The following is a 22,592-nucleotide window of genomic DNA, read 5'->3' on the forward strand; positions in this document are numbered from 1 at the left end:
GGAATTTTTAATCGTATCTCTAAAATGATTCTAGTCTTTTAATTCTTAATTTGCATCTAATTATAAATAATCAAATACGCGCTGTCAATCAATATGTCTATGAACTTTTTCTATAACTAAAGTAATCTTCATCACTAGTCATATAATCGCTAATCAATAAGGAATCGAACCCTATAAAATGCACTTAAACATCCCCACTCCAGTATAATTATTTCTTATGAACTTCGCTTGTCTCTCAAAGCGGGTGCAAATATAAAACGCTTTTTTATTCCCACCAAAACTTTTTCGATATTTTTCTGAAAGTTTTTTTACTCCTTAAAACAAACCTGTAAATCTATGAACTCCCCTCAAAACTAAACTCCGTTTTGCGGGTGCAAATGTAAAACTCTTTTTTACACTTACAAGGTTTTTTTTCGCTTTTTTTAAAAGTTTTTTAAAACTCCTAAACATCACTAAAAACAATACCTCAGAACTCATTACATACTCCTCAATGAACTATCGCAAAAACCAATCCTCATATAAAACCTCATCCGTTTTGCGGGTGCAAACATATAACCATTTATTAAACTAACAATAACTTTTTTAAAGTATTTTTTAACCTTTTTATAACTCCTTGATAAACCATAATTTACAAACACAAAAAATATCTATTCCCCCTAAACAAACAACAACCCTTAACAAAACAAGTAGCTTTTTTGCGCCAGAGATAGTAGTAACATCCTTTTTATGTTTAAAAAAAAACATAAAAAGATATAACGAATAGCTCGATAAACAGGGACTCAACCTGTTTAGGCGCCATACATATTAATATAACCTATTAATTACTTTATTAAATCTAATGAATTTACATTCTTTCCTATCTTATAACCTTGCTCAAGCCCAAACTCAATAGCTTCTCTATAATGAATCCCTCCATAGAGTCTTGATATTGCCGCTTCCTCTGCCATCTCATAGAAGTTTATATATGTACGCGGAAATCCATTAATATCTCTTCTACCCTCATGTGTTCTATCTACAAAGTAATATTCCTTCCCAAATAGATTTGTCAGTATTTCTGCCAGCACTCCTGATTGCACAGAATGTCCAGATGTGTATTCTGGAAAAGGTGGTGTGGCTAATACAGCTTCCCATTCTTCATCTATATATGTATTTATATATGTAATAGGTCTTGGGTATACGGTCCTGTATTTAGTTTTCCAACAAGAGATAAATGCATCTGAAATCCCAATTCCTACTTTGGCAAAAGCTTCTACCGCAAGATCCAATTTACAATCATCCTTTTTTATCACTTGATTTAAAATAGAAATAGAATGTCCCGGAGGTGTTGCCGTCGTTGTTGGATCATCAGCCCAAAACTCAGCTATATCTTTTTGTTCTGGTGTAATATTTTTAACTGCATAGTACACTTCTTCTGCTGCTTTATAAAACTGAGAATTAAATTTCTTAGAAAAAGGTATTGGATCTTTGGGTTGCGTTTCTTCAACATTACTTGTTACAAAAGGTCTATTAGTACCCCAATATGGTTGTAGCGCTGCATGATACTCTGGCGGTGTTGGTGTCCAATACTCGTCTCCTATTGGTGATGTATATTCTGGTGGATAATTATGCAATGAACCATCTCTACCTCCATCGTTTCCTGACCATTGAATAATTTTCTCCGCTGTCCTTTTTGCTAACAAATACGAATCTCTATATATTTCTTCTGAAGTTGCCAATATATATTGTTCTTCAAATTTACTTTCTAAAGCCAATATTGCTTTATACCTTCTACTAGCTGTATTTTTGTAAAAATACTTCGTCATTTCTGCCAAAACTCCATTTGCAACTGCCGGCCAATAATATATCTTATCCTCTTCTAATGTAGTTTTTATTTCTAAACCGCTAAGCATCCCAGACATAGATCTTCTATTAGGCATTCCTTCTACCAATGCTTCATATAAAGCAACACCTGTATACCCAAAAGCTCTCGCTGCAACTGGCGGTGAATAACCTTTTGTTTTCTTTGTTAATGTTTTTATTAGCGAATACCATTCTACAACTACTTCTGAGGTATGTGCGTTTACATTTGTTTGTTTAACTACCTCCCTTTTTGCTTCTCTTTCTCCAGAGAAAGATGAGAGAACAACCATTAGACAACTTACCTTTATCAAAAAAACAAATCTTAAACTAGTAATTTTTTTATTCATTTTTTTTATTTTTTATAATTAATCAAAATAGCGTCTCTTTTTATTTTACGCTATATAACAAGGGGAAAAGTTTAAATCACTGCTAAATATATTGTACATTAATTAATCTTTTTGTGACTTAAGTCACACTTAAAAACAATACCCTATAAAAACGTAAATGTTTTATTGAATTAATCACATATAAAGTCTCGATAAAACAAGCTTTTTATATGTAATCACCTAAAGAAGTTTAGTACGTTTTATTTTTTTGACTTTAACATTTTGTTATTAAAAATCAAATACCTGTAGATGTATAGGCACTTTATGATTTATGCTTTTTGATATTTTAGTAAATGTATACTTAAATATTGTGTGGCTTTTATTAACGTATTATCTTTGCATCTTTTAATTATAAAAATGATGATCAAAATTACGTTACCTGACGGTTCGGTTAGAGAGTATAACGACATAGTAACAGCTATGGACGTTGCAAAAGATATTAGTGAAGGATTTGCCAGAAATGTTATTTCTGCAAAATTTAATAACACCACTATAGAAACCTCAACCCAATTAACCACCAATGGTAATCTTGTTTTATTTACCTGGAGAGACAAAGAAGGTAAAGATGCATTTAGGCATTCTACTTCTCACGTTTTGGCTCAAGCCTTAGAAGAACTATATCCAGGAGTTAAATTATCCATTGGACCAGCTATCGATAATGGATTCTATTATGATGTTGATCTTGGAGATAAAAATATTTCTGAAAAAGATTTTAAAACAATCGAAGACAAGATGCTTGAAATCGCAAGAGGAAAGCACGAATTTAAAATGAGATCTGTTTCTAAAACAGATGCTTTATCTAAATATAAAGATGAAGGCAATGAATACAAAGTAGAATTAATTGAAAACCTGGAAGATGGTACGATTACATTCTGTGACCATGATACTTTTACCGATTTATGTCGTGGAGGTCATATTCCTAATACAGGAATCATAAAAGCTGTAAAAATCATGAGCGTTGCCGGAGCATATTGGCGAGGTGATGAAAACAACAAGCAGCTTACTCGAGTATACGGAACTTCTTTTCCTAAACAAAAAGAACTTAAAGAATACCTCGAGTTATTAGAAGAAGCAAAAAAACGTGATCACAGGAAATTAGGTAAAGAACTCGGATTATTTACTTTTTCTCAAAGAGTAGGACAAGGATTACCTCTTTGGCTTCCTAAAGGTGCTGCTCTACGTGATCGTTTAGAACAATTCTTAAAAAAGGCACAAAAAAAGGCTGGTTATGAGATGGTAGTTACTCCTCATATCGGTCAAAAAGAATTGTATGTCACTTCTGGACATTATGCAAAATATGGAGAAGATAGTTTTCAACCTATTAATACTCCGGCTGATGGCGAAGAATTTTTATTAAAGCCAATGAATTGCCCACATCACTGTGAGATATACAACAATGATCCTTGGTCATATCGTGACTTACCAAAAAGATATGCAGAATTTGGTACCGTATATAGATATGAACAAAGCGGTGAACTCCACGGATTAACTCGTGTAAGAGGTTTTACTCAAGATGACGCTCATATCTTCTGTACTCCTGATCAACTTGATTTAGAATTCAAAAAAGTAATCGATTTGGTTTTATACGTTTTTGGCTCTTTAGGTTTTGAAAACTTTACTGCTCAAGTATCTGTTCGAGATCTAGATAAACCAGAAAAGTATATTGGAGATGTTGCTAATTGGGAAAAAGCTGAAAATGCGATTATAAATGCTGCCAAAGACAAAGGATTAGATTATGTCGTTGAAAGTGGTGAAGCAGCATTTTACGGTCCAAAGTTAGATTTTATGGTAAAAGACGCCTTAGGTCGAAGCTGGCAATTAGGAACAATACAAGTAGATTACAATTTACCAGAACGATTTGATCTAACCTATAAAGGTAGCGATAATGAATTACACAGACCTGTGATGATTCATCGAGCTCCTTTTGGAAGTATGGAAAGATTTATAGCGATACTGCTTGAACACACTGGAGGAAACTTTCCTTTATGGCTAATGCCTGAGCAAGCTATTATACTCTCTATCAGTGAGAAATATGAAAAATACGCTGAAAAAGTTTTAAATTTGTTAGAAAATGACGAAATTCGCGCCCTCGCGGATCATAGAAATGAAACTATAGGTAAAAAGATTCGAGAGGCAGAAATGAATAAATTTCCTTATATTATAATTGTAGGGGAACAAGAAGAAAAAGATAATACTATTTCGGTTCGTAAACATGGAGGAGAAGATTTAGGAGCTGTAAGTATTGAAAAATTCTCTGAAATAATAAAAGAAGAAATTAATAGAACTCTAAAGCAGTTTAACGGATAATAAAAAATAAGTTTAATTTAAATTTTTAAGTCATAGCAATAAGAAGAAGAAGGTCTCAAAAACCACTAAGAGTAATTAAAGAAGATGCGCATAGAATTAACCATAAAATTAGGGTTGATGAAGTGCGTCTTGTAGGTGACAATGTAGAAGTAGGTGTATACCCTACTAAAAAAGCATTATCTCTTGCCGAAGAGCAAGGGCTAGATCTTGTTGAGATCTCACCTAAAGCAGTGCCACCTGTTTGTAAAATAATGGATTATAAAAAATTCCTTTATGAACAAAAGAAAAGAGACAAGGCTTTAAAAGCAAAAGCCACCAAAGTTGTTATTAAGGAAATTAGATTTGGACCTAATACAGATGAGCATGATTATGAGTTTAAGAAAAAACATGCTATCAAATTTTTGACTGAAGGTGCAAAACTAAAAGCTTACGTTTTCTTTAAAGGACGTTCTATTATATACAAGGATCAGGGGCAGATATTACTTCTTAGACTTGCTCAAGAATTAGAAGAGTATGGTAAAGTAGAGCAAATGCCAAAACTAGAAGGTAAGCGAATGATTATGTTTATCGCTCCAAAAAAATAGAAATATATAATTACTCTATAAATTGAAGTAATTATCAAGATAATAAGTGAGATTATAAAAACAAGGATACAATGCCTAAAATGAAAACCAAATCCAGTGCTAAAAAGCGTTTTAAGCTTACCGGTACTGGTAAAATCAAAAGAAAGCACGCTTTTAAGAGTCATATATTGACAAAAAAATCTAAGAAGCGTAAGCTTGCTTTAACGCACTCAACATTAGTGCACAAAAGCGATGAAAATAGTATTAAGGAACAATTACGATTAAAGTAATCGTTTTTTAATCCGGTTAAAATTATTACAAACCCAGGAGTTAGGCTTTTATGATTAGTGATATACTAAAATAATAAAAAGCAAGTATCGATTATCGATCGCCTACTACTAAAAAATTTAAAATATGCCAAGATCAGTAAATTCAGTTGCTAAAAGAGCTAGAAGAAAAAGAGTTCTTAAGCAGGCAAAAGGTTACTTCGGACGTCGTAAGAATGTTTGGACAGTAGCAAAAAATGCGGTTGACAAAGCGATGCAATATTCGTATAGAGACCGTAGAAATAAAAAGAGAACTTTCCGTGCTTTATGGATCACCCGTATTAATGCAGGTGCTCGTTTACACGGTTTGTCTTATTCTCAATTTATGGGTAAAATGAAAGCTAATGATATCGAATTGAATCGTAAGGTTCTTGCCGATTTAGCTATGAATAACCCTGAAGCTTTTAAAGCTATTGTAGATAAAGTAAAGTAATTCTTTAATAAAATATAATACCTAATCTCACTTATAAAACCCATCTTTAAGATGGGTTTTTTTATATCTTACATTTAGTAAATATGTATTTTATCGATAAAATCAAGCGTTTTATCTATTAAAAATCATAAATAATCATATTTTTTTCTTATTTTTAACAAAATTAATATGATATGAGAAAAAACTACTTTTTACTTACATCCTTACTATTATTGACCAACGGAGCTGTTTTCGCACAAAATCATAACGCAAACGCTTCCAGCGAATTAGGTGTAGAGCAGATTTTTGGGCTATTAGAAATGCCTTTTCTTGCAATCGCACTTGTTTTTAGTTTTCTAACAGCAACAAGATTGAAAGGTGGGAAATTTGGTTCCGGAATGGCTTTACTAGCCTGGGGGTTTGTTGTTATGGCATTAGGTCATTTACACATGCAAATAGCCCATATCTTTAATTATAATATTTTTCAGAATGTTTTTGGGGAAACTGCTGGTAATTATATCTGGTTTATCGCATTGATTTTAACTTGGGGATTATCAGCTCTTGGATTTTACAAAATATATAAAGCCAGCAAAATATAAGCCTCAAAATGATCATATCATGGATCAACAAAATAATAAAACCCAAACAAGCTGATCCACCTAAAAATCAAGAAGAAAGAATCATAAATGATCTTATTGATTTTCTGTGGAAAGAAATTGACATTCCTGCTAATGCATCTGCTTTAAAAACTAAAATCAAAAATTTTAGAAGCCTTTCCTATGCCAAAAAAATCGAATGTTTACCTGAAATTTATCTTCTTTTAGAAGAATATATCACAGAAAAAAACTTAATCAGGCGCCCAACCAAACAACTCATAAGAGATCAGATTTTTCAAAAATACCAGACCTTACTTAACTATCCCAATTTCAGGTTAATCTTTCAACCTCTTAGGGAGCAAGAATTAACTCTCTGCAGAGTTTTCCTCTCACAGGTTTTGTTAAAATCATCAGAGCTAGTGGGAACATATAATGACTCCGAAATCCTATCCATAAAAAAAGCTATAGATACTCCTTATAATTTTCAAGAAATTGATCTTATAAAAGAAAGAAAAAACCTACTTGAGTTTTCCAATCAAATATTTTCCAGAATAAAGAACAGCTTAGGGATAAATGCTATTACTAATATCTATTTACTTATTTACAAAAAGCATTTTCAGTCATATCACTTACTAGATTCTTTTACGGCTACATTAAATGTTATCCCTGAAGAAATTCTAGCAAAAGATCTTATTAATTTTCCGAGTAAGCAGCAAATGCTTAAAATGCTTCAAAAACAACTTCATAGTCTTGAAGAAATTAATGAAAGATTGACTGAAGAAGTTATTGAACGTAAAAAAGTAGACGATGAATTAAAACATAGTGAGCATTTAAAAACAACAATTCTTGAGACTGCAATGGATGGAGTTATCCTTGTAGATAGTCAAGGGATTGTTTTAAATTGGAACAGACAGGCAGAAAACATCCTGGAACTTAAAAAAGAAGAAACCATTGGTAGAAGTATCTATGCTTTGGTTCCCAAAAAACTCAAACAAGATTTAAAAAGAAGTTTTGAAAACTATATAAAAACTGGGGATGATCAACTCATAAACCGAAGGGTTGAGACCTCTGTAAATAGAAAAGATGGCGGACAAATATATATCGAACTAACCATAGTAGCCATAAAAACAAAATACGATTATTTGTTCAATGCCTTTTTTAGAGATATTACAAATAAAAAAATTATTGATATTGAGATGAGAGAAGCCAAAGTGATGGCTGAGAAATCTGCCAAAGCTAAATCTGTTTTTTTATCCAATATGAGTCATGAAATTAGAACCCCTCTTAATGTAATTTTAGGACTTACCGGTATTCTCCAAAAAAGTGATTTCACCAATTTACAGGTAGATAGAAAAAATCTCGATGGCATACAGTTTTCTGCAGAAAACCTTCTAGTGCTTATCAATGATATTCTAGATTTCAGTAAAATTGAAGCTGGTAAATTAACCTTACAACAAACCGATTTTAATATCTATGAGCTTATCAACAATGTATCACGTGGTTTTAAAATTAAAGCTGACGAAAAAGGTTTAAAATACACTACAAGTATTGACCCTACTCTACCAAAATTTATTATTGGAGATCAATTAAGATTAAATCAAATCCTTACAAATCTATTGGGTAACGCAATTAAGTTTACATACGAGGGCGAAATAAGTATTCAAATAAAAGTAGTAAATAAAGACAATGATAAATTATTAGTCAATTTTTCTGTTAAAGATACTGGAGTAGGCATTCCAAAAGATAAGCTTGATAATATATTTGAGAGTTTTTATCAAGTTAATAAACCCGGAAAAAACAAAATCGAAGGAACTGGCTTAGGGCTTTCAATCTCTAAACAACTTATAGAGTTACAAGGAGGTAAACTAATTGCCAATAGCCAACCAGATCAAGGATCAACTTTTGAATTCTCTATAGGATACACCAAAAGTAAATTTACTTCTTTGAACCAATCCCAAGAAAACATATCGGTAATTGAAAACAAGCATAGTTTAAATGACATGAAAGTACTTATTGTAGAAGACAATAAGATGAATCAATTCTTCATCAAGCAATTATTCTCTAACTGGAATATTAGGGCAGACTTGGCAGAAAACGGAAAAATCGCTTTAGAAAAAATCAACGGTACTGCATACGACTTAATTCTTATGGATATGCATATGCCAGTAATGGGAGGTGCTGAAACGACAAAACATATCAGACAATCATCTAATCCAAAAATCAATCAAATTCCAATAGTTGCTTGCTCAGCAGATGTATTTCCAGAATCTAAGAAAAGAGCACTCGAATCTGGGATGGATTTTTATCTCACTAAACCTATCAGCGAAAAAGCATTAGAAGAAATACTTTTTAGATTTAGACCAGTTCATACAATACAACAAAATAATGAAGAGATTAACATGTCTTCGAATTCTAAAATTGAAAAAGTAACAAAAAAATATTGTGACCTTTCTTTTCTTAAAAAAACCTTTGATAATGATAATGAGATTATACGTAGTGTTCTTGAAATATTCATAGAAGACACTCCCGAGGATTATAAAAAATTAATTAGTGCGACTAAAAGTCAAGATCATCAATCTATTACTCAATTTGCTCACAAATTAAAATCTAGCTTTAAAACTATAGGCTTGGAAAACGAAACTAATGTTCTGGAAAAAATGGAACATATGGCCAAAAAAGAAGATGAATTTGAAAAGATTCAGCAATTGGCAGAAAAACTGAATCAAACCTATCCATATATAATTAAAGAAATTAAACAATCTGTGCAAGATCTGGCTTCTTTAAATTCATAGAAAAGAAATTACTTTTTATCCATCTCTTGTTATATTTGTTCCCATGCAGAATCAAATTACAAGCCTTCAAAACAACCGAATAAAACTTCTAAATCAACTTAGAGAAAAATCAAGAGCTCGAAAACAAGAAGGAATCTTTCTTATAGAAGGCAAACGAGAAATAACCCTAGCATCAATAGGAGGATATAACATCTCTCAATTATACTATTGCCCAGAAATAATTTCTAAAGATGAGCTACAAGACATCAAAGTAAAACTTGATGAGACTACTTTGATATTTGAAATTACTTTGGAAATTTATCAAAAACTTGCCTATAGAACTTCTACAGAAGGCGTCCTGGGAGTTGCAAAAACTAAAAACTTAGAACTTGAAAATTTAGAATTAACCTCAAAAAAACCTCTAATTATAGTTGCAGAAGCTCCAGAAAAACCAGGGAATATTGGAGCTTTATTACGTACTGCGGATGCTGCTCAAGTTGATGCTTTCATTATCGCCAACCCTAAAACAGATATATACAATCCTAATATCATACGCTCAAGTGTAGGGTGTGTTTTTACAAATAAGATTGCTATTGGTACCACACAAGAAATTATTAATTATTTAAATGATAAAAAGATTGATATTTATAGTTCGGCACTACAAGCCTCTGTAAATTATTCTACACTAGATTATACTAAACCTACTGCAATTATCGTTGGAACAGAAGCTACGGGCTTAAGTGATGAGTGGTTGAAAAATTCTACTCAAAATATCAAAATCCCAATGAATGGTGCAATAGATTCAATGAATGTCTCTGTAGCAGCAGGGATTCTTATATTTGAGGCAAAAAGACAAAGAGGTTTTTTATAGATTAAAAGGCGGAAAAAACACCTTAAATAAATTAAAAATCATTACCTTACCGTTTACCGCGACCCAAAGCTACAAACTACTAATTGCCAGAGACACATGACTCCAAATTCCCTATTTAATTTATTAATAGCCATTATTATTATTGTGTTTATTATAGATTCTCTATTAGACATACTTAACGCTAGACATTATGGTAATAAAATCCCTGAAGAGCTTTCTGACGTTTATCCTAAAGAAGAATATGAAAAATCAATTGAATACAAGAAAACCAATTTCAAATTTAAATTAGTTTCTTCCAGTATCTCTTTATGTATCATGCTATTATTCTTCTTTTATGATGGTTTTGCCTGGGTAGACAACTTTGCCAGAAGTATTTCTGAAAATACCATTTTAATTGGACTCATCTTTTTTGGTATTATAATGATCGGTAGTGATATTCTATCTCTTCCTACATCATATTATAAAACCTTTGTAATCGAAGAGAAATTTGGTTTTAATAAAACTACTGTCAAAACCTTTTTTATAGATAAAATAAAAAGTGTCATAATGATGATTGTTGTAGGGGGAGGATTATTGGCCTTAGTTATCTGGTTTTATGAAATTACAGGAAAAAACTTTTGGATATACGCTTGGCTTTTAATCTCTATATTCACCTTAGCGATGAATATGTTTTATGCAAAACTTATAGTTCCCATATTTAACAAACAAACTCCTTTAGAGCCAGGTGAATTAAGGGATACCATTCAAGCATATTCTAAAAAAGTTGGATTTCAATTAAAAGATATTTTTGTAATAGATGGTTCTAAAAGAAGTACAAAGGCTAATGCTTATTTTTCAGGTTTTGGAAGTGAAAAAAGAATTACTTTATATGATACCTTAATCAAAGATTTGGATAACGAAGAGATTGTTGCCGTTTTAGCTCACGAAGTAGGTCATTACAAAAAAAGACATGTGATTATAAATCTTTTCTTATCCATGATACTTACAGGAGTAACTTTATGGTTTTTATCTCTTTTTATAGCAAACCCTTTGCTTTCTGAAGCATTGGGTGTGGCTGAACCTTCTTTTCATATCGGACTTGTAGCATTTGGCATTTTATACAGCCCTATTTCTGAGATTACCGGACTGATTATGAATATAGTTTCCAGAGCGTTTGAATACCAGGCTGATAATTATGCTAAACATACTTATAATAAAGAAGCATTGATTAATAGTCTTAAAAAACTATCAAAAAACAATCTAAGCAATTTAACTCCTCATCCAGCAATGGTATTCATACATTATTCGCATCCAACTCTTTTACAGCGCATAAGGAACCTCAGAAAGTAAAACCTTTACTTAGGGCTTGGTGATTACAATTCTTAGTTGTATTTTTAATTTATTATTGAGGGAACATTGCACACGACATTAAATAGGGCTTTCAAAAAAAACTTAATGTTATGACAGAAGCTGCTATAGAAGAAGAGAATAAACAAATTGCTAAGCAATATAAAGAGTTACTTCGTATAAGTTACAGAAACCTTAGTACTGAGGATAAAAAACTTATACGTCAGGCATTCGATATAGCAGTAGACGCGCATAAAGATCAACGTCGCAAAAGTGGTGAAGCTTATATATTCCACCCTATTGCTGTAGCAAAAATTGTTGCTAGTGAAATAGGTCTAGATGCCACTTCTATAGCCGCAGCATTACTTCACGATGTCGTAGAAGACACAGAATACACATTGGTAGATATTGAGCAAATGTTTGGAGAAACTGTTGCTCGAATTGTAGATGGTCTAACCAAAATCTCATCATTAAAAAAAGATAAAGACATTTCTCTGCAAGCAGAAAATTTCAGAAAAATGCTACTTACACTTAATGACGATGTACGTGTAATTATTATTAAAATCGCCGATCGTTTGCATAATATGCAAACTATGGATTCTATGCGCCCAGATAAGCAAGTTAAAATTGCTTCAGAGACATTATACATTTATGCTCCGCTTGCACATAGGATCGGTTTATATAATATAAAAACAGAGTTAGAAGATCTTGGTTTAAAATACACAGAACCTGATGTATACAAAGATATTCTTGAAAAAATAAAAGAGAGTAAAGAAGAACAAGATACATATATAAAAAGGTTTTCTAATCGAATTAAAGAAGGGCTCGACAAAGAAGGCTTGAATTATGAAATTCAAGGAAGACCAAAATCTATTTTTTCGATACGTCGAAAAATGGTAAAACAAAACATCACTTTTGATGAAGTGTATGATAAGTTTGCCATACGAATCATCTATAGGTCAGATATTGAGAATGAAAAATTTATTGCATGGAAAATATATACTGTAGTTACTGATTTTTACAGACCTAATCCAATACGATTACGAGATTGGATTTCGCAACCCAAATCAACTGGTTATGAAGCATTACACATAACAGTTATTGGCCCCGATAGCCAATGGGTAGAAGTTCAGATCCGTAGTGAACGTATGCATGAAATTGCAGAAAAAGGATATGCGGCACATTATAAATACAAAAACACAGAAGAAAAACAAGATCAAGGATTAGATGGCTGGTTAAATAGGCTACAAGAAGCTCTTGAAAACTCAGAATCTAATGCGGTTGATTTTGTAGAAGAATTTAAGCTCAACCTTTACGCTAAAGAAATCTTTGTCTTTACACCAGAAGGAGATTTAAAATCATTACCTAAAGGTGCTACTGCCTTAGATTTTGGTTTTAGTGTACATACAGAAGTAGGGCTTAGAACTCGTGGCGCTCGCGTTAATGGAAAACTAATGCCTCTAAGTCACGAACTTAAAAGTGGAGATCAAGTAGAAATTATCACATCTACTAAATCTAAACCCTCTTCGAGTTGGTTAGATTATGCTACTACAGCAAGAGCAAGAGCAAGGATCAAATCAGCTTTACGTGATGAAAAGAAACAAATTGCAGAAGAAGGAAAAGTAATTCTTAAACGCAAGCTTCGCTCTCAAAAAATTGCTATGGGCGAAAAAGTGATTAATGAATTGGTACTATACTTTAAACTTAAAACGAGTTTAGATCTGTTCTACAGGGTTGGCATAGGAACTATTGACAATCAAAAGATTAAGGAGTTTGCTACTACCCGTAGTAATGTTTTTATGAATTTTATCAAAAATAGAATTCGTAGAGGAACAGCCGGAGATGTTAACAAAGAAGAAATTACTTCTAAATATGATTTATTAGTTTTTGGTAAAGATTCTGAAAAACTAGAGTATAAACTCTCTAATTGCTGTAATCCAATCCCTGGAGATAATGTTTTTGGTTTTATTACCGTTAATGAAGGAATAAAAGTGCATAAGAAAAACTGTCCTAATGCATTACAACTACAGAGTAATTATGCCTATCGTATTATGCAGGCCAAATGGATTGATTCTAGTCAAGAAGAGTTCAAAGCCGTTATCAAGCTTAATGGTATAGATAACATAGGTGTTGTTAACGAAGTAACTCAAATTATTTCTAACAATATGCATCTAGCTATTTACAACATGAATTTTGATACTCACGATGGTGTTTTTACAGGTAAAATAACAGTTGGAGTTAAAAATAAAGACATTCTTAAGACCGTTATGAAAAATCTTTCCAAAATAAATGGTATTGACAAAGTTCTTAGAGAGTAAAAAATACTTTTTACTTCTACTTTTTTCACAGCTTATCTAGGTAACTATTCAATATAGAGGATAATAGTATATCAATAGGCTTTCAAATTCATTAATTTTAGCATACTTAAATAATCGTTTAGTAAATCAGAGTCTCACTAATAAAAAATAATGTAACTTTGTTTTTTTAAGCATATGAGTACCAAAACAACTTCGCAAAACGATCAAAATATCGTTAAAAACGTTTTCACCAGTTTCTTAGAAGAAAATGGCCATAGAAAAACACCGGAACGATATGCGATTCTGCAGGAAATTTACGAAAGTGATGAACATTTTGATATAGAGTCACTCTACATCAAAATGAAAAATAAAAACTACCGTGTAAGTCGTGCAACATTGTATAATACTATAGAACTTTTAATGGATTGCAAATTGGTGAGAAAACATCAGTTTGGGCAAAGCCAGGCACAATACGAAAAATCTTATTTTGATAGACAACACGATCATCTCATTTTAACTGATAGTGGAGATGTATTAGAGTTTTGTGACCCAAGAATTCAATCTATAAAGAAAACAATAGAAGAAATTTTTGATGTTGATATTACAAATCACTCACTGTATTTCTACGGAATAAAAAAGAAATCAACTACTAATCAAGACAATAAATAATACTAATGGCAGTAAACTTATTACTTGGTCTTCAATGGGGAGATGAAGGTAAAGGAAAAATTGTAGACGTTCTTACAAAAGATTATGATATCATTGCACGATTCCAGGGAGGCCCAAATGCCGGGCATACATTAGAATTTGACGGAATTAAACATGTTTTACATACTATACCTAGTGGTATATTTCACGATAAAGCTATTAATTTAGTAGGAAATGGCGTTGTGATTGACCCTGTTATTTTTAAAAAAGAATTAGATAATCTGGCCAAATTTAATCTAGATTACAAATCCAAGTTATTAATTTCCAGAAAAGCACACTTAATACTGCCAACTCACAGAATTCTAGATGCCGCTTCAGAAGCCTCTAAGGGAAAAGCTAAAATTGGTTCTACTTTAAAAGGAATTGGTCCTACCTATATGGATAAAACAGGGCGTAATGGTATTCGTGTGGGTGACTTAGAATTAAGTGATTGGAAAGAACGATATAGAAATCTAGCTAATAAACACGAAGCGATGATTGATTTCTATGATGCAAAAATTGAATACGACTTAGAAGAATTGGAGAACGAGTTTTTTGAAGCTGTCAAAACTTTAAAAACTCTTACATTTATTGATAGCGAAGAGTATTTACACCAAGCTCAAAAAGAAGGAAAAACAATTTTAGCAGAAGGTGCTCAAGGATCTCTATTGGATATTGATTTTGGAACGTATCCTTTTGTAACCTCTTCTAACACTACTGCTGCTGGGGCTTGTACTGGTTTAGGAATAGCACCTAACAAGATCAAAGATGTATTTGGTATTTTTAAAGCGTATACCACACGTGTTGGTAGTGGACCTTTTCCAACAGAACTTTTTGATGATGATGGAGAAACTATGGGCCGTGTAGGAAACGAATTTGGCGCAACTACTGGACGAGCAAGAAGATGTGGGTGGCTTGATCTTGTAGCATTAAGATATGCTGTACACGTTAATGGAGTTACAAAATTAATGATGATGAAAGGTGACGTACTCAGTGGTTTTAAAACACTAAAAGTATGTACTGCATATAAATACAAAGGTGAAACTATAAATCACCTACCCTACAACATTGAACCAGAAAATGTAACACCAGTATATACTGAGATTAAAGGATGGTCAGAAGACCTTACTGGGATGACAGACGATGGGCAATTACCTAAAGAGCTAAATAATTATATCGAATTTCTTGAAAAAGAGTTAGAAACTCCTATAACTATAGTGTCTGTAGGTCCGGATAGAAAACAAACTATCCATAGATAATACTTAGGATAATTGTATCTACATAAAAAAGATAGTTTTTAGATGAATTTCTAAAAACTATCTTTTTTTTTAATATGAAGTAATAGCTTGTTCTGATTCTTGTTTATCAATATGCCGTTCTAAACTACGTTTAACTTTAAAGTCAGGAAAATACTTCGGAAATGGCAATAATTGCCTAAAACCATAAATATCGTCATCTCCTTTACCTCCCTTACGATTACTTGCAAAATATCCAGTCTTACATTTTTCATTAATGATAAATGTAAAATCATCTTCTGGACTATTAAGAGGTAGTCCCAAGTTGTAAACTCCTGTCATTCCTTTTTTACTAGGTAATAGCATAAAGATATCTAAACCTCCCATACCTGGATGTCCATCACTTGCAAAAAACAAATTACCTTTATCACTAACGTACGGAAAAGTTTCTCTTCCTGGAGTATTAATCAGATCTCCCATATTCTCAGGAACTCCAAAACTACCATCTTTATATATTTCTACCATATATAAATCTGATTTGCCATAACTTCCTGGCATATCACTGGCAAAATACAAATATTTACCATCTGAAGACAATGCAGGATGCGCGATAGAATACTCATCACTATTAAAAGGTAATTCTTCTACTTTTCCCCATTTACCTTCTTTATAAATTGCTCTATAAATTTTCAATAAAACCGTACCTTCCGTATTTGTTTTAGACTTTCTTTTTGAATAATTATTTCTTGTAAAGTAAACCGCCTTTTTATCCTTACTAAAAACAGCAGAAGATTCATGAAATTTTGTATTAACACTTCCTCTCAACCTATTAATACTGATTTTATCTAATGATCTTGTTGTGCTATATAAATCCAAAAAAGGTTGATTACTTAATTCATCGATTAATCTTGTTACTCGATTCGAGTTTCTTGAAGAAGCAAATACTAACTCTTTTTCATAAAAACTAGGGGCATAATCAGAATACTCTGAATTAATCTTCAACGTATTAATCATAAATCTCTCAGATCTTTCCTCTTTTGATGTTAGAAGTGTCAATAAAGAATCATACGCCCATTCTTTACTAAGGTTTTTATTTTGATTAGCACCTATATCAAGTACATTCTCATCAACTGATTTTTCATATAGTTTAGCTATCGTCAAATCATTTTGAACCTCTTTTATAGCTACTTCTGTTTCAACAAAAGTATTCTCTACAAAGTTTGTGTTTGCTATTTCTAATTGTTTCCCTTGTGAAAATACAGTATTTCCCAATGAGAAAAAAAACAGCCCCAGATAGTTTTTCCTCAAAAACATGTATTGATTTTTCGTAATTCGTTATATAATGACCAATAATCTCAAGTATAAAAACAGTTCATATCTCTATGATTGATTAACCTAAACAATCATAGAAAACTTAAATTATTTTTATAAAAATTAAGACAACGCTATCCCCATAGCATTGGTCATGTTTTTTTGTATTCCGTTTACAATTTACTGATACTTAAGCTTATAAAATGTTAAAAGTTTAAAAACATTTTAACACTCACTGTTCATCAATTAAAAAAAACATCAAAAACATCTTTGAAAAACCTAAAAAAACGATATACAACACAACTTTTCTTTAAACATAGATGTTTTGAAGTTATTTTTTTACTTCAAATTTTATCTTGACTATGATAAATTTATTGTTGGCTTTGTCTAATTATTATAAACACACATAAAAAACACTGCAACTTTACGTAAATCTGCGAGTACTTATATTGGTTTAGGATTTTATAACCTCACCTACAATCATTAGATACAATTTTCGTTATTTTGCATACAAATTTAGGATACTTGAAAAATACATTTTTATATATCACTTTTTTGCTTCTTTTTTCTAGCATTATCATGGCCCAAGAAGGAAAAAAAATCAAAGTACAATCTGATCGTACAATCAAAGATCAAAACCGATTTCCTGGAGCTACCATTCTAGCCAAAGTAAATAAGCAGGTATATATGGAACATGAAGGAATTGAGATTTGGTGTGATCAAGCTGTACACTATGGTGAAGATCGTTTCGTAAAAGCTTTTGGTAATGTAAAAATAAAACAAGGAGATACGCTTACTATGACCAGTACATATGCTGAGTATAATGGCAATACACAATTTGCTTATGCCAGTGAAAAAGTATTTATGGAGACTCCTTCTAATACTTTAAGAACCGATACTTTGTTTTTTGATCGATTACGTCAACAAGCTTATTATCGTAGTGGAGGAACTGTAAAAGATTCTTCAAATACGCTGACGAGTCGTATCGGTCGTTACTTTATGGAGCGAAAACAATATTCATTTAATACAGATGTGAAAATTGTAAATCCTGAAAATACTGTTGATTCTGATCGTCTTGATTATTACACTGAGAATGGTCACGCCTATCTTTACGGTCCTTCAACCGTTAAAGGGAAAGAAAGTACTTTATACTGCGAACGAGGATTTTATGATACTAAAGTTAAAACGGGCTATGCAATTAAAAATGCCAGAATTGACTATGATAATCGCACCGTTTTTGGTGATAGTATTTTTTACAACAGTGCAATACAATTTGCATCTGCAACTAATAATATCAAAGTATTAGATACTGCCAATAGCACCGTCATTACCGGCCATTATGCAGAAGTATTTAAAGATAAAGACTCTGTATTCATAACAAAACGTGCTCTAGCCGCTACATTACAGGAAAAAGATTCTATATACATACATAGTGATACTTTGAGGGTGACCGGTAAACCAGAGCATCGTATTATGAATGGTTTTTATGATGTAAGAATCTATAAAAGCAACATGAGCGGAAAAAGTGATTCTATTAATGTAGATCAAACAACTGGATATACAAAAATGATTGGCAGACCTATTATCTGGTCACAAAAAAACCAAATGACAGGAGATACCATTAAAATAATCTCTAATACCGAAACAGAAAAATTAGACTCTTTAGTAGTTTATCAGAATGCTTTCCTCGTTCAGGAAGATACTTTAAAAGCTGGATATAACCAGGTCAAAGGTCAAACCCTATATGGTTTATTTAAAGACAATGAAATTTATCAGGTAGATATTGACAAAAACACAGAAACTATTTTTTATCAAAGAGAAAGTGAAGGAGAATTAAAACTTATTGGAATAAACAAAGTACTTTCTAGTTCAATTACATTACTCCTCAACAAACAAGAGATTGAAGATGTTTATTACTATCAAAATGTTGATGGTACTTTATATAGAGAAGGTGATTTACCAGAAAACGCAAGAGAATTATCTGGATTTAATTGGAGAGGAGAAGAACGTATTACTAGTAAAGCAGACCTGTTTAGAGGAGAAGCTGTTCCTAAACTTACAAAAATTACAGGTATTCCATTACCAAAAGACGAAGCTGATTTCTTTGATGAAGAAACAATCAAACGACTCGAAGAAAATAAATCAGAAGGCTCTCGATTATTAGAACAAAAACTAAAAGATGCAGAACTTAAAGAAACTAATGAAGAATTAGATTCTATTACACCTATAAAACAAAAAAAGAAGTTGAAAATAGATCCTATCAAAAAAAAAGATAACAATAAAAAAACTTCTTTTATTGATCCCAACCTAAATCGTTCTGCTAAAGAAAGAGATAGCATTACAGTTACCTCTCTTCAGCATTCCAAATCAAAGCTGAGTGATAGCACAAAGACTATCCAAGTATCGAGTAAAAAAACAGATAATTAATCTTGAAAAAAGATTTTTTTGCATATCAAGCCCAAACCACGCCACATCCATTAGGATTAGAAATTTCTCATGCAGAAGGCAGTTACATATATACTAATGACAATAAAAAGTATTTAGATTTTGTAGCAGGTGTATCTGCTTGTAGTCTTGGTCATAAGCATCCTAGAGTTGTAAGTGCTATAAAAGAACAACTAGATAAATATCTACACGTTATGGTGTATGGCGAGTATATCCAACAACCTGCCGTACAATTAGCCAAGTTATTAGCTTCACAACTACCTACTCCTCTAGAAAAGACATATCTCACAAATTCTGGAACAGAAGCTATTGAAGGAGCCTTAAAATTAGCTAGAAGAGTTACGGGTCGTAGTCAAGTGATATCTGCAAAAAATGCATATCACGGTAATACAATGGGATCAATGAGCGTTATGGGATATGAAGAACGTAAACAAGCTTTTAGGCCACTAATTCCCGATGTACGCTTTATCACTTTTAATGTAGAAGATGATCTCCTAAATATCACAAATAAAACAGCAGCTGTTATCCTTGAAACTATACAAGGAGGTGCTGGTTTTATTGAACCTCAAAATGATTACCTCAAAAAAGTGCGTAATCGATGCGATCAAGTAGGTGCTTTACTGATTCTGGACGAAATACAACCCGGTTTTGGTAGAACCGGAACATTATTTGGTTTTCAGAATTTTGATATCATTCCAGATATTTTAGTAATGGGCAAAGGAATGGGTGGAGGTATGCCCATTGGTGCTTTTACAGCCTCCGCTAAAATGATGGATAAATTGCAAGACAACCCTAAACTAGGTCATATTACAACTTTTGGTGGAAATCCTGTAATTGCAGCTGCCGCTTTGGCAACATTGCAGGAAATCACAGAAAGTGACTTAATGGCAGAAACCTTAAAAAAAGAAAAAATAATCCGATCCTTACTCATACATCCTTTTATTACTGAAATTCGAGGTCGAGGATTAATGCTCGCTTTATTTACTCCATCTGAAGAAATTACAAATAAAGTTATACTTAAATGCGAAGACAAGCATTTAATTCTATTCTGGTTATTATTTGAACCCAAAGCAATTAGAGTTACACCTCCTCTAACCATATCAATAGAAGAGATTACAGAAGGATGCAAAACAATTCTTCAGGTTCTGGATGAAATCCAAAAAGAGATTTCTTAGAAAAAAAAAGCCTAAAATCATCTGCTATTTTTAATTATTTATAAACTCTTATGAAGATACAATCTACTATTTTTAGTAATTGTAATTTAAAATTCGTATATTAATAACACTCTTCACTAATCATTTTCTGTAATACAGCCAACGACTAACTGACTTATACCTAAAACGGTATACATTTTGTTAATTAGTTTGTTAAAAACAATTGGTTTTGAAAGTTCAATCATTCAATTTCATTTGTAATTTTAATACTAAGGAAATCAATAATGCAAAAAATAATGAAGTAATGGAGTTTCCTTATACTCTGCTTGGGGAAGCAAAAATAAGTATTCGCATTGCTTTTATAATTTATTGAACATCTTTAATCAACGTGTATGAAATGAGCTTGATCCGTATTTTAATAACATTTAATACTTTATCAAGCGAATTCCATCTGACATTTATATAAAAATAAACACGACTGGATGAAATTTAACCACGAAGAAGAAGAAAATAATTTTACAATTACTCGATACGAATCCATGCTTAGATCTAATGATCTTAAGTTTTTTGATTCTGATGAGTTTGAGTCTATTATTCATCACTACCTTGAAAATGGAAAAATAGCAAAAGCAAAAAAAGCAATTTCTTTAAGTCTTTCTCAACATCCATCATCTGTAAATCTAAAATTACTGCAAGTAGAAGTATTGGTTTTTGAAGATCGATTGGACAAAGCAGATAATTTATTAGCTCAATTACACGCAATTGAGCCTGAAAATGAGGAAATTTATATTCAGAAGGCAAATATCTTATCCAAAAAAAATAATCATGTAAAGGCTATAGAATTACTAACTATGGCATTAGGATACACCAATGATGAAGCTGATGTATATTCTCTTATAGGAATGGAATATCTCTTTATGGATGACTTTGAAAATGCCAAAGTCAACTTTATGAGATGCCTTGAAGCAGATGATCAGGATTATTCTGCATTATACAATATTATATACTGCTTTGATTTTCTTGAACAACATGAAGAAGCCATCGAGTACTTAAATATGTTTTTAAATAAGAATCCATATTGTGAAGTTGCTTGGCATCAGGTTGGAAAACAATATTTTGATCTTAAAGAATATGAAAAAGCATTAGCAGCTTATGATTTTGCAATTATAAGTGATGAATATTTTATTGGTGCTTACCTTGAAAAAGGAAAAGTACTTGAAAAACTTAAACGTTATAACGAAGCAATAGAGAATTATCGCATTACATTAGAACTAGATGATCCTACTTCATTTGCTTTATTAAGAATAGGAAAATGTTTTGAAAAGCTTGGCTGTGATGATTTGGCAATACAACATTATTCTAAAACTGTACATGAAGATCCTTTGTTAGATAAAGGCTGGATTGCTATTACAGATTTTTATTTAAGAAAACGAAATTACCAGAAAGCATTATACTACACTAATAAAGCAATTAATATAGATGGAGAAAATGTATTATACTGGAAACGATATGCAAAAATAAATAATAGACTTGCATTTTTTGAAGAAGCAGAAAGAGGTTATCGTAAAGCATTAGAACTAGGGAATTATGAATTAGAAACCTGGTTAAACCGTTCTGACATCTTAAAGTTTATAGGAGAATCTAGCGCTGCTGTTCAAAATTTACATCAGGCTATAGAGTTTTACCCTGAAAATGCAGAAATTCAATACCGGTTATCTGGACTATATTATGAAAGTCAAGATTATGAAAAAGGAGAATATCATCTAAGAAAAGCACTTGAATTGGATTTTGAATATCACATTGTTCTAGAAGAACTTTTTGAGAAAGTTTTTAAACTTACCTTGATTCAAAATATAATTTCAGAATACAAATAAGATAAAAACTACAAAAACGCATTTAATGATTTTTATTTTTTATAGAAGTACTTGAATGCGTTTTTGGGTTTGCTTTATGTACTAAATTATCTAGAGCTAAAACATATTGTTTTTTATTTCATCTGGATATATTTTGTAACAAATCATTGTAATTACCTCATGTAAACATTGTTTTTCTTTTCTTTTTATTTT

The 22,592-nt window shown here is 31.7% G+C and carries 16 protein-coding genes; 14 read left to right on the plus strand and 2 right to left on the minus strand.

Going from position 1 to position 22,592, the window contains the following annotated elements; translation table 11 throughout:
- Nucleotides 1–821: 821 nt before the first annotated feature.
- Complete coding sequence (locus U0D62_RS00005) at nucleotides 822–2,186, minus strand: vanadium-dependent haloperoxidase (RefSeq protein ID WP_322193085.1); 1,365 nt, start codon at nucleotides 2,184–2,186, stop codon at nucleotides 822–824.
- Nucleotides 2,187–2,585: 399 nt separating this feature from the next.
- Between U0D62_RS00005 and thrS the strand changes: the two genes are divergently transcribed.
- The 11 genes from thrS (at nucleotide 2,586) to U0D62_RS00060 (ending at nucleotide 15,640) form a co-directional block, all read left to right on the plus strand.
- A complete protein-coding gene (gene thrS / locus U0D62_RS00010; RefSeq protein WP_322193086.1) occupies nucleotides 2,586–4,532 on the plus strand; it encodes a threonine--tRNA ligase in 1,947 nt (648 codons plus the stop codon).
- A gap of 74 nt (nucleotides 4,533–4,606) precedes the next feature.
- Nucleotides 4,607–5,116: a translation initiation factor IF-3 gene (gene infC, locus U0D62_RS00015; RefSeq protein WP_322194835.1), complete on the plus strand. Its 510-nt coding sequence runs from the start codon at nucleotides 4,607–4,609 to the stop codon at nucleotides 5,114–5,116.
- Between the two features lie 71 nt (nucleotides 5,117–5,187).
- Nucleotides 5,188–5,385 (plus strand): 50S ribosomal protein L35, encoded by a 198-nt coding sequence (gene rpmI / locus U0D62_RS00020; protein WP_027394180.1) that lies wholly within the window; start codon nucleotides 5,188–5,190, stop codon nucleotides 5,383–5,385.
- Nucleotides 5,386–5,509: 124 nt separating this feature from the next.
- Nucleotides 5,510–5,854, plus strand: a complete 345-nt coding sequence (gene rplT / locus U0D62_RS00025; RefSeq protein ID WP_322193087.1) for a 50S ribosomal protein L20 — start codon at nucleotides 5,510–5,512, stop codon at nucleotides 5,852–5,854.
- Between the two features lie 173 nt (nucleotides 5,855–6,027).
- The gene (locus U0D62_RS00030; protein WP_322193088.1) at nucleotides 6,028–6,432 is read left to right on the plus strand and encodes a hypothetical protein; all 405 of its coding nucleotides are present in this window, start codon (nucleotides 6,028–6,030) and stop codon (nucleotides 6,430–6,432) included.
- A gap of 8 nt (nucleotides 6,433–6,440) precedes the next feature.
- Nucleotides 6,441–9,221 carry an ATP-binding protein gene (locus U0D62_RS00035; RefSeq protein WP_322193089.1) on the plus strand — a complete coding sequence of 927 codons (2,781 nt, stop codon included), beginning with the start codon at nucleotides 6,441–6,443 and terminating at the stop codon, nucleotides 9,219–9,221.
- 43 nt (nucleotides 9,222–9,264) lie between these two features.
- On the plus strand, nucleotides 9,265–10,071 hold the full coding sequence (locus U0D62_RS00040) for a TrmH family RNA methyltransferase (protein WP_322193090.1): 807 nt from the start codon (nucleotides 9,265–9,267) through the stop codon (nucleotides 10,069–10,071).
- A 96-nt stretch (nucleotides 10,072–10,167) separates the two neighbouring features.
- Entirely contained in the window at nucleotides 10,168–11,400 is a 1,233-nt protein-coding gene (locus U0D62_RS00045) for a M48 family metallopeptidase (protein WP_322193091.1), read from the plus strand.
- Between the two features lie 110 nt (nucleotides 11,401–11,510).
- On the plus strand, nucleotides 11,511–13,715 hold the full coding sequence (locus U0D62_RS00050; protein WP_322193092.1) for a RelA/SpoT family protein: 2,205 nt from the start codon (nucleotides 11,511–11,513) through the stop codon (nucleotides 13,713–13,715).
- A 174-nt stretch (nucleotides 13,716–13,889) separates the two neighbouring features.
- Nucleotides 13,890–14,363: a Fur family transcriptional regulator gene (locus U0D62_RS00055; RefSeq protein WP_322193093.1), complete on the plus strand. Its 474-nt coding sequence runs from the start codon at nucleotides 13,890–13,892 to the stop codon at nucleotides 14,361–14,363.
- A gap of 5 nt (nucleotides 14,364–14,368) precedes the next feature.
- The gene (locus U0D62_RS00060) at nucleotides 14,369–15,640 is read left to right on the plus strand and encodes an adenylosuccinate synthase (protein ID WP_322193095.1); all 1,272 of its coding nucleotides are present in this window, start codon (nucleotides 14,369–14,371) and stop codon (nucleotides 15,638–15,640) included.
- 69 nt (nucleotides 15,641–15,709) lie between these two features.
- Here the strand turns inward: U0D62_RS00060 and U0D62_RS00065 are convergent, their stop codons facing one another.
- A complete protein-coding gene (locus U0D62_RS00065; RefSeq protein WP_322193096.1) occupies nucleotides 15,710–16,930 on the minus strand; it encodes a TolB family protein in 1,221 nt (406 codons plus the stop codon).
- Between the two features lie 522 nt (nucleotides 16,931–17,452).
- Here U0D62_RS00065 and U0D62_RS00070 point away from each other — a divergent pair.
- The 3 genes from U0D62_RS00070 to U0D62_RS00080 all read left to right on the plus strand — a co-directional run bounded on the left by U0D62_RS00070 (nucleotide 17,453) and on the right by U0D62_RS00080 (nucleotide 22,400).
- Nucleotides 17,453–19,354, plus strand: a complete 1,902-nt coding sequence (locus U0D62_RS00070) for an OstA-like protein (RefSeq protein WP_322193097.1) — start codon at nucleotides 17,453–17,455, stop codon at nucleotides 19,352–19,354.
- Between the two features lie 2 nt (nucleotides 19,355–19,356).
- Nucleotides 19,357–20,547 carry an aspartate aminotransferase family protein gene (locus tag U0D62_RS00075; protein WP_322193098.1) on the plus strand — a complete coding sequence of 397 codons (1,191 nt, stop codon included), beginning with the start codon at nucleotides 19,357–19,359 and terminating at the stop codon, nucleotides 20,545–20,547.
- 461 nt (nucleotides 20,548–21,008) lie between these two features.
- Entirely contained in the window at nucleotides 21,009–22,400 is a 1,392-nt protein-coding gene (locus U0D62_RS00080) for a tetratricopeptide repeat protein (protein ID WP_322193099.1), read from the plus strand.
- Nucleotides 22,401–22,592 lie beyond the last annotated feature (192 nt).

Source organism: Aquimarina callyspongiae (genome assembly GCF_034322225.1).
Lineage (GTDB): Bacteria > Bacteroidota > Bacteroidia > Flavobacteriales > Flavobacteriaceae > Aquimarina.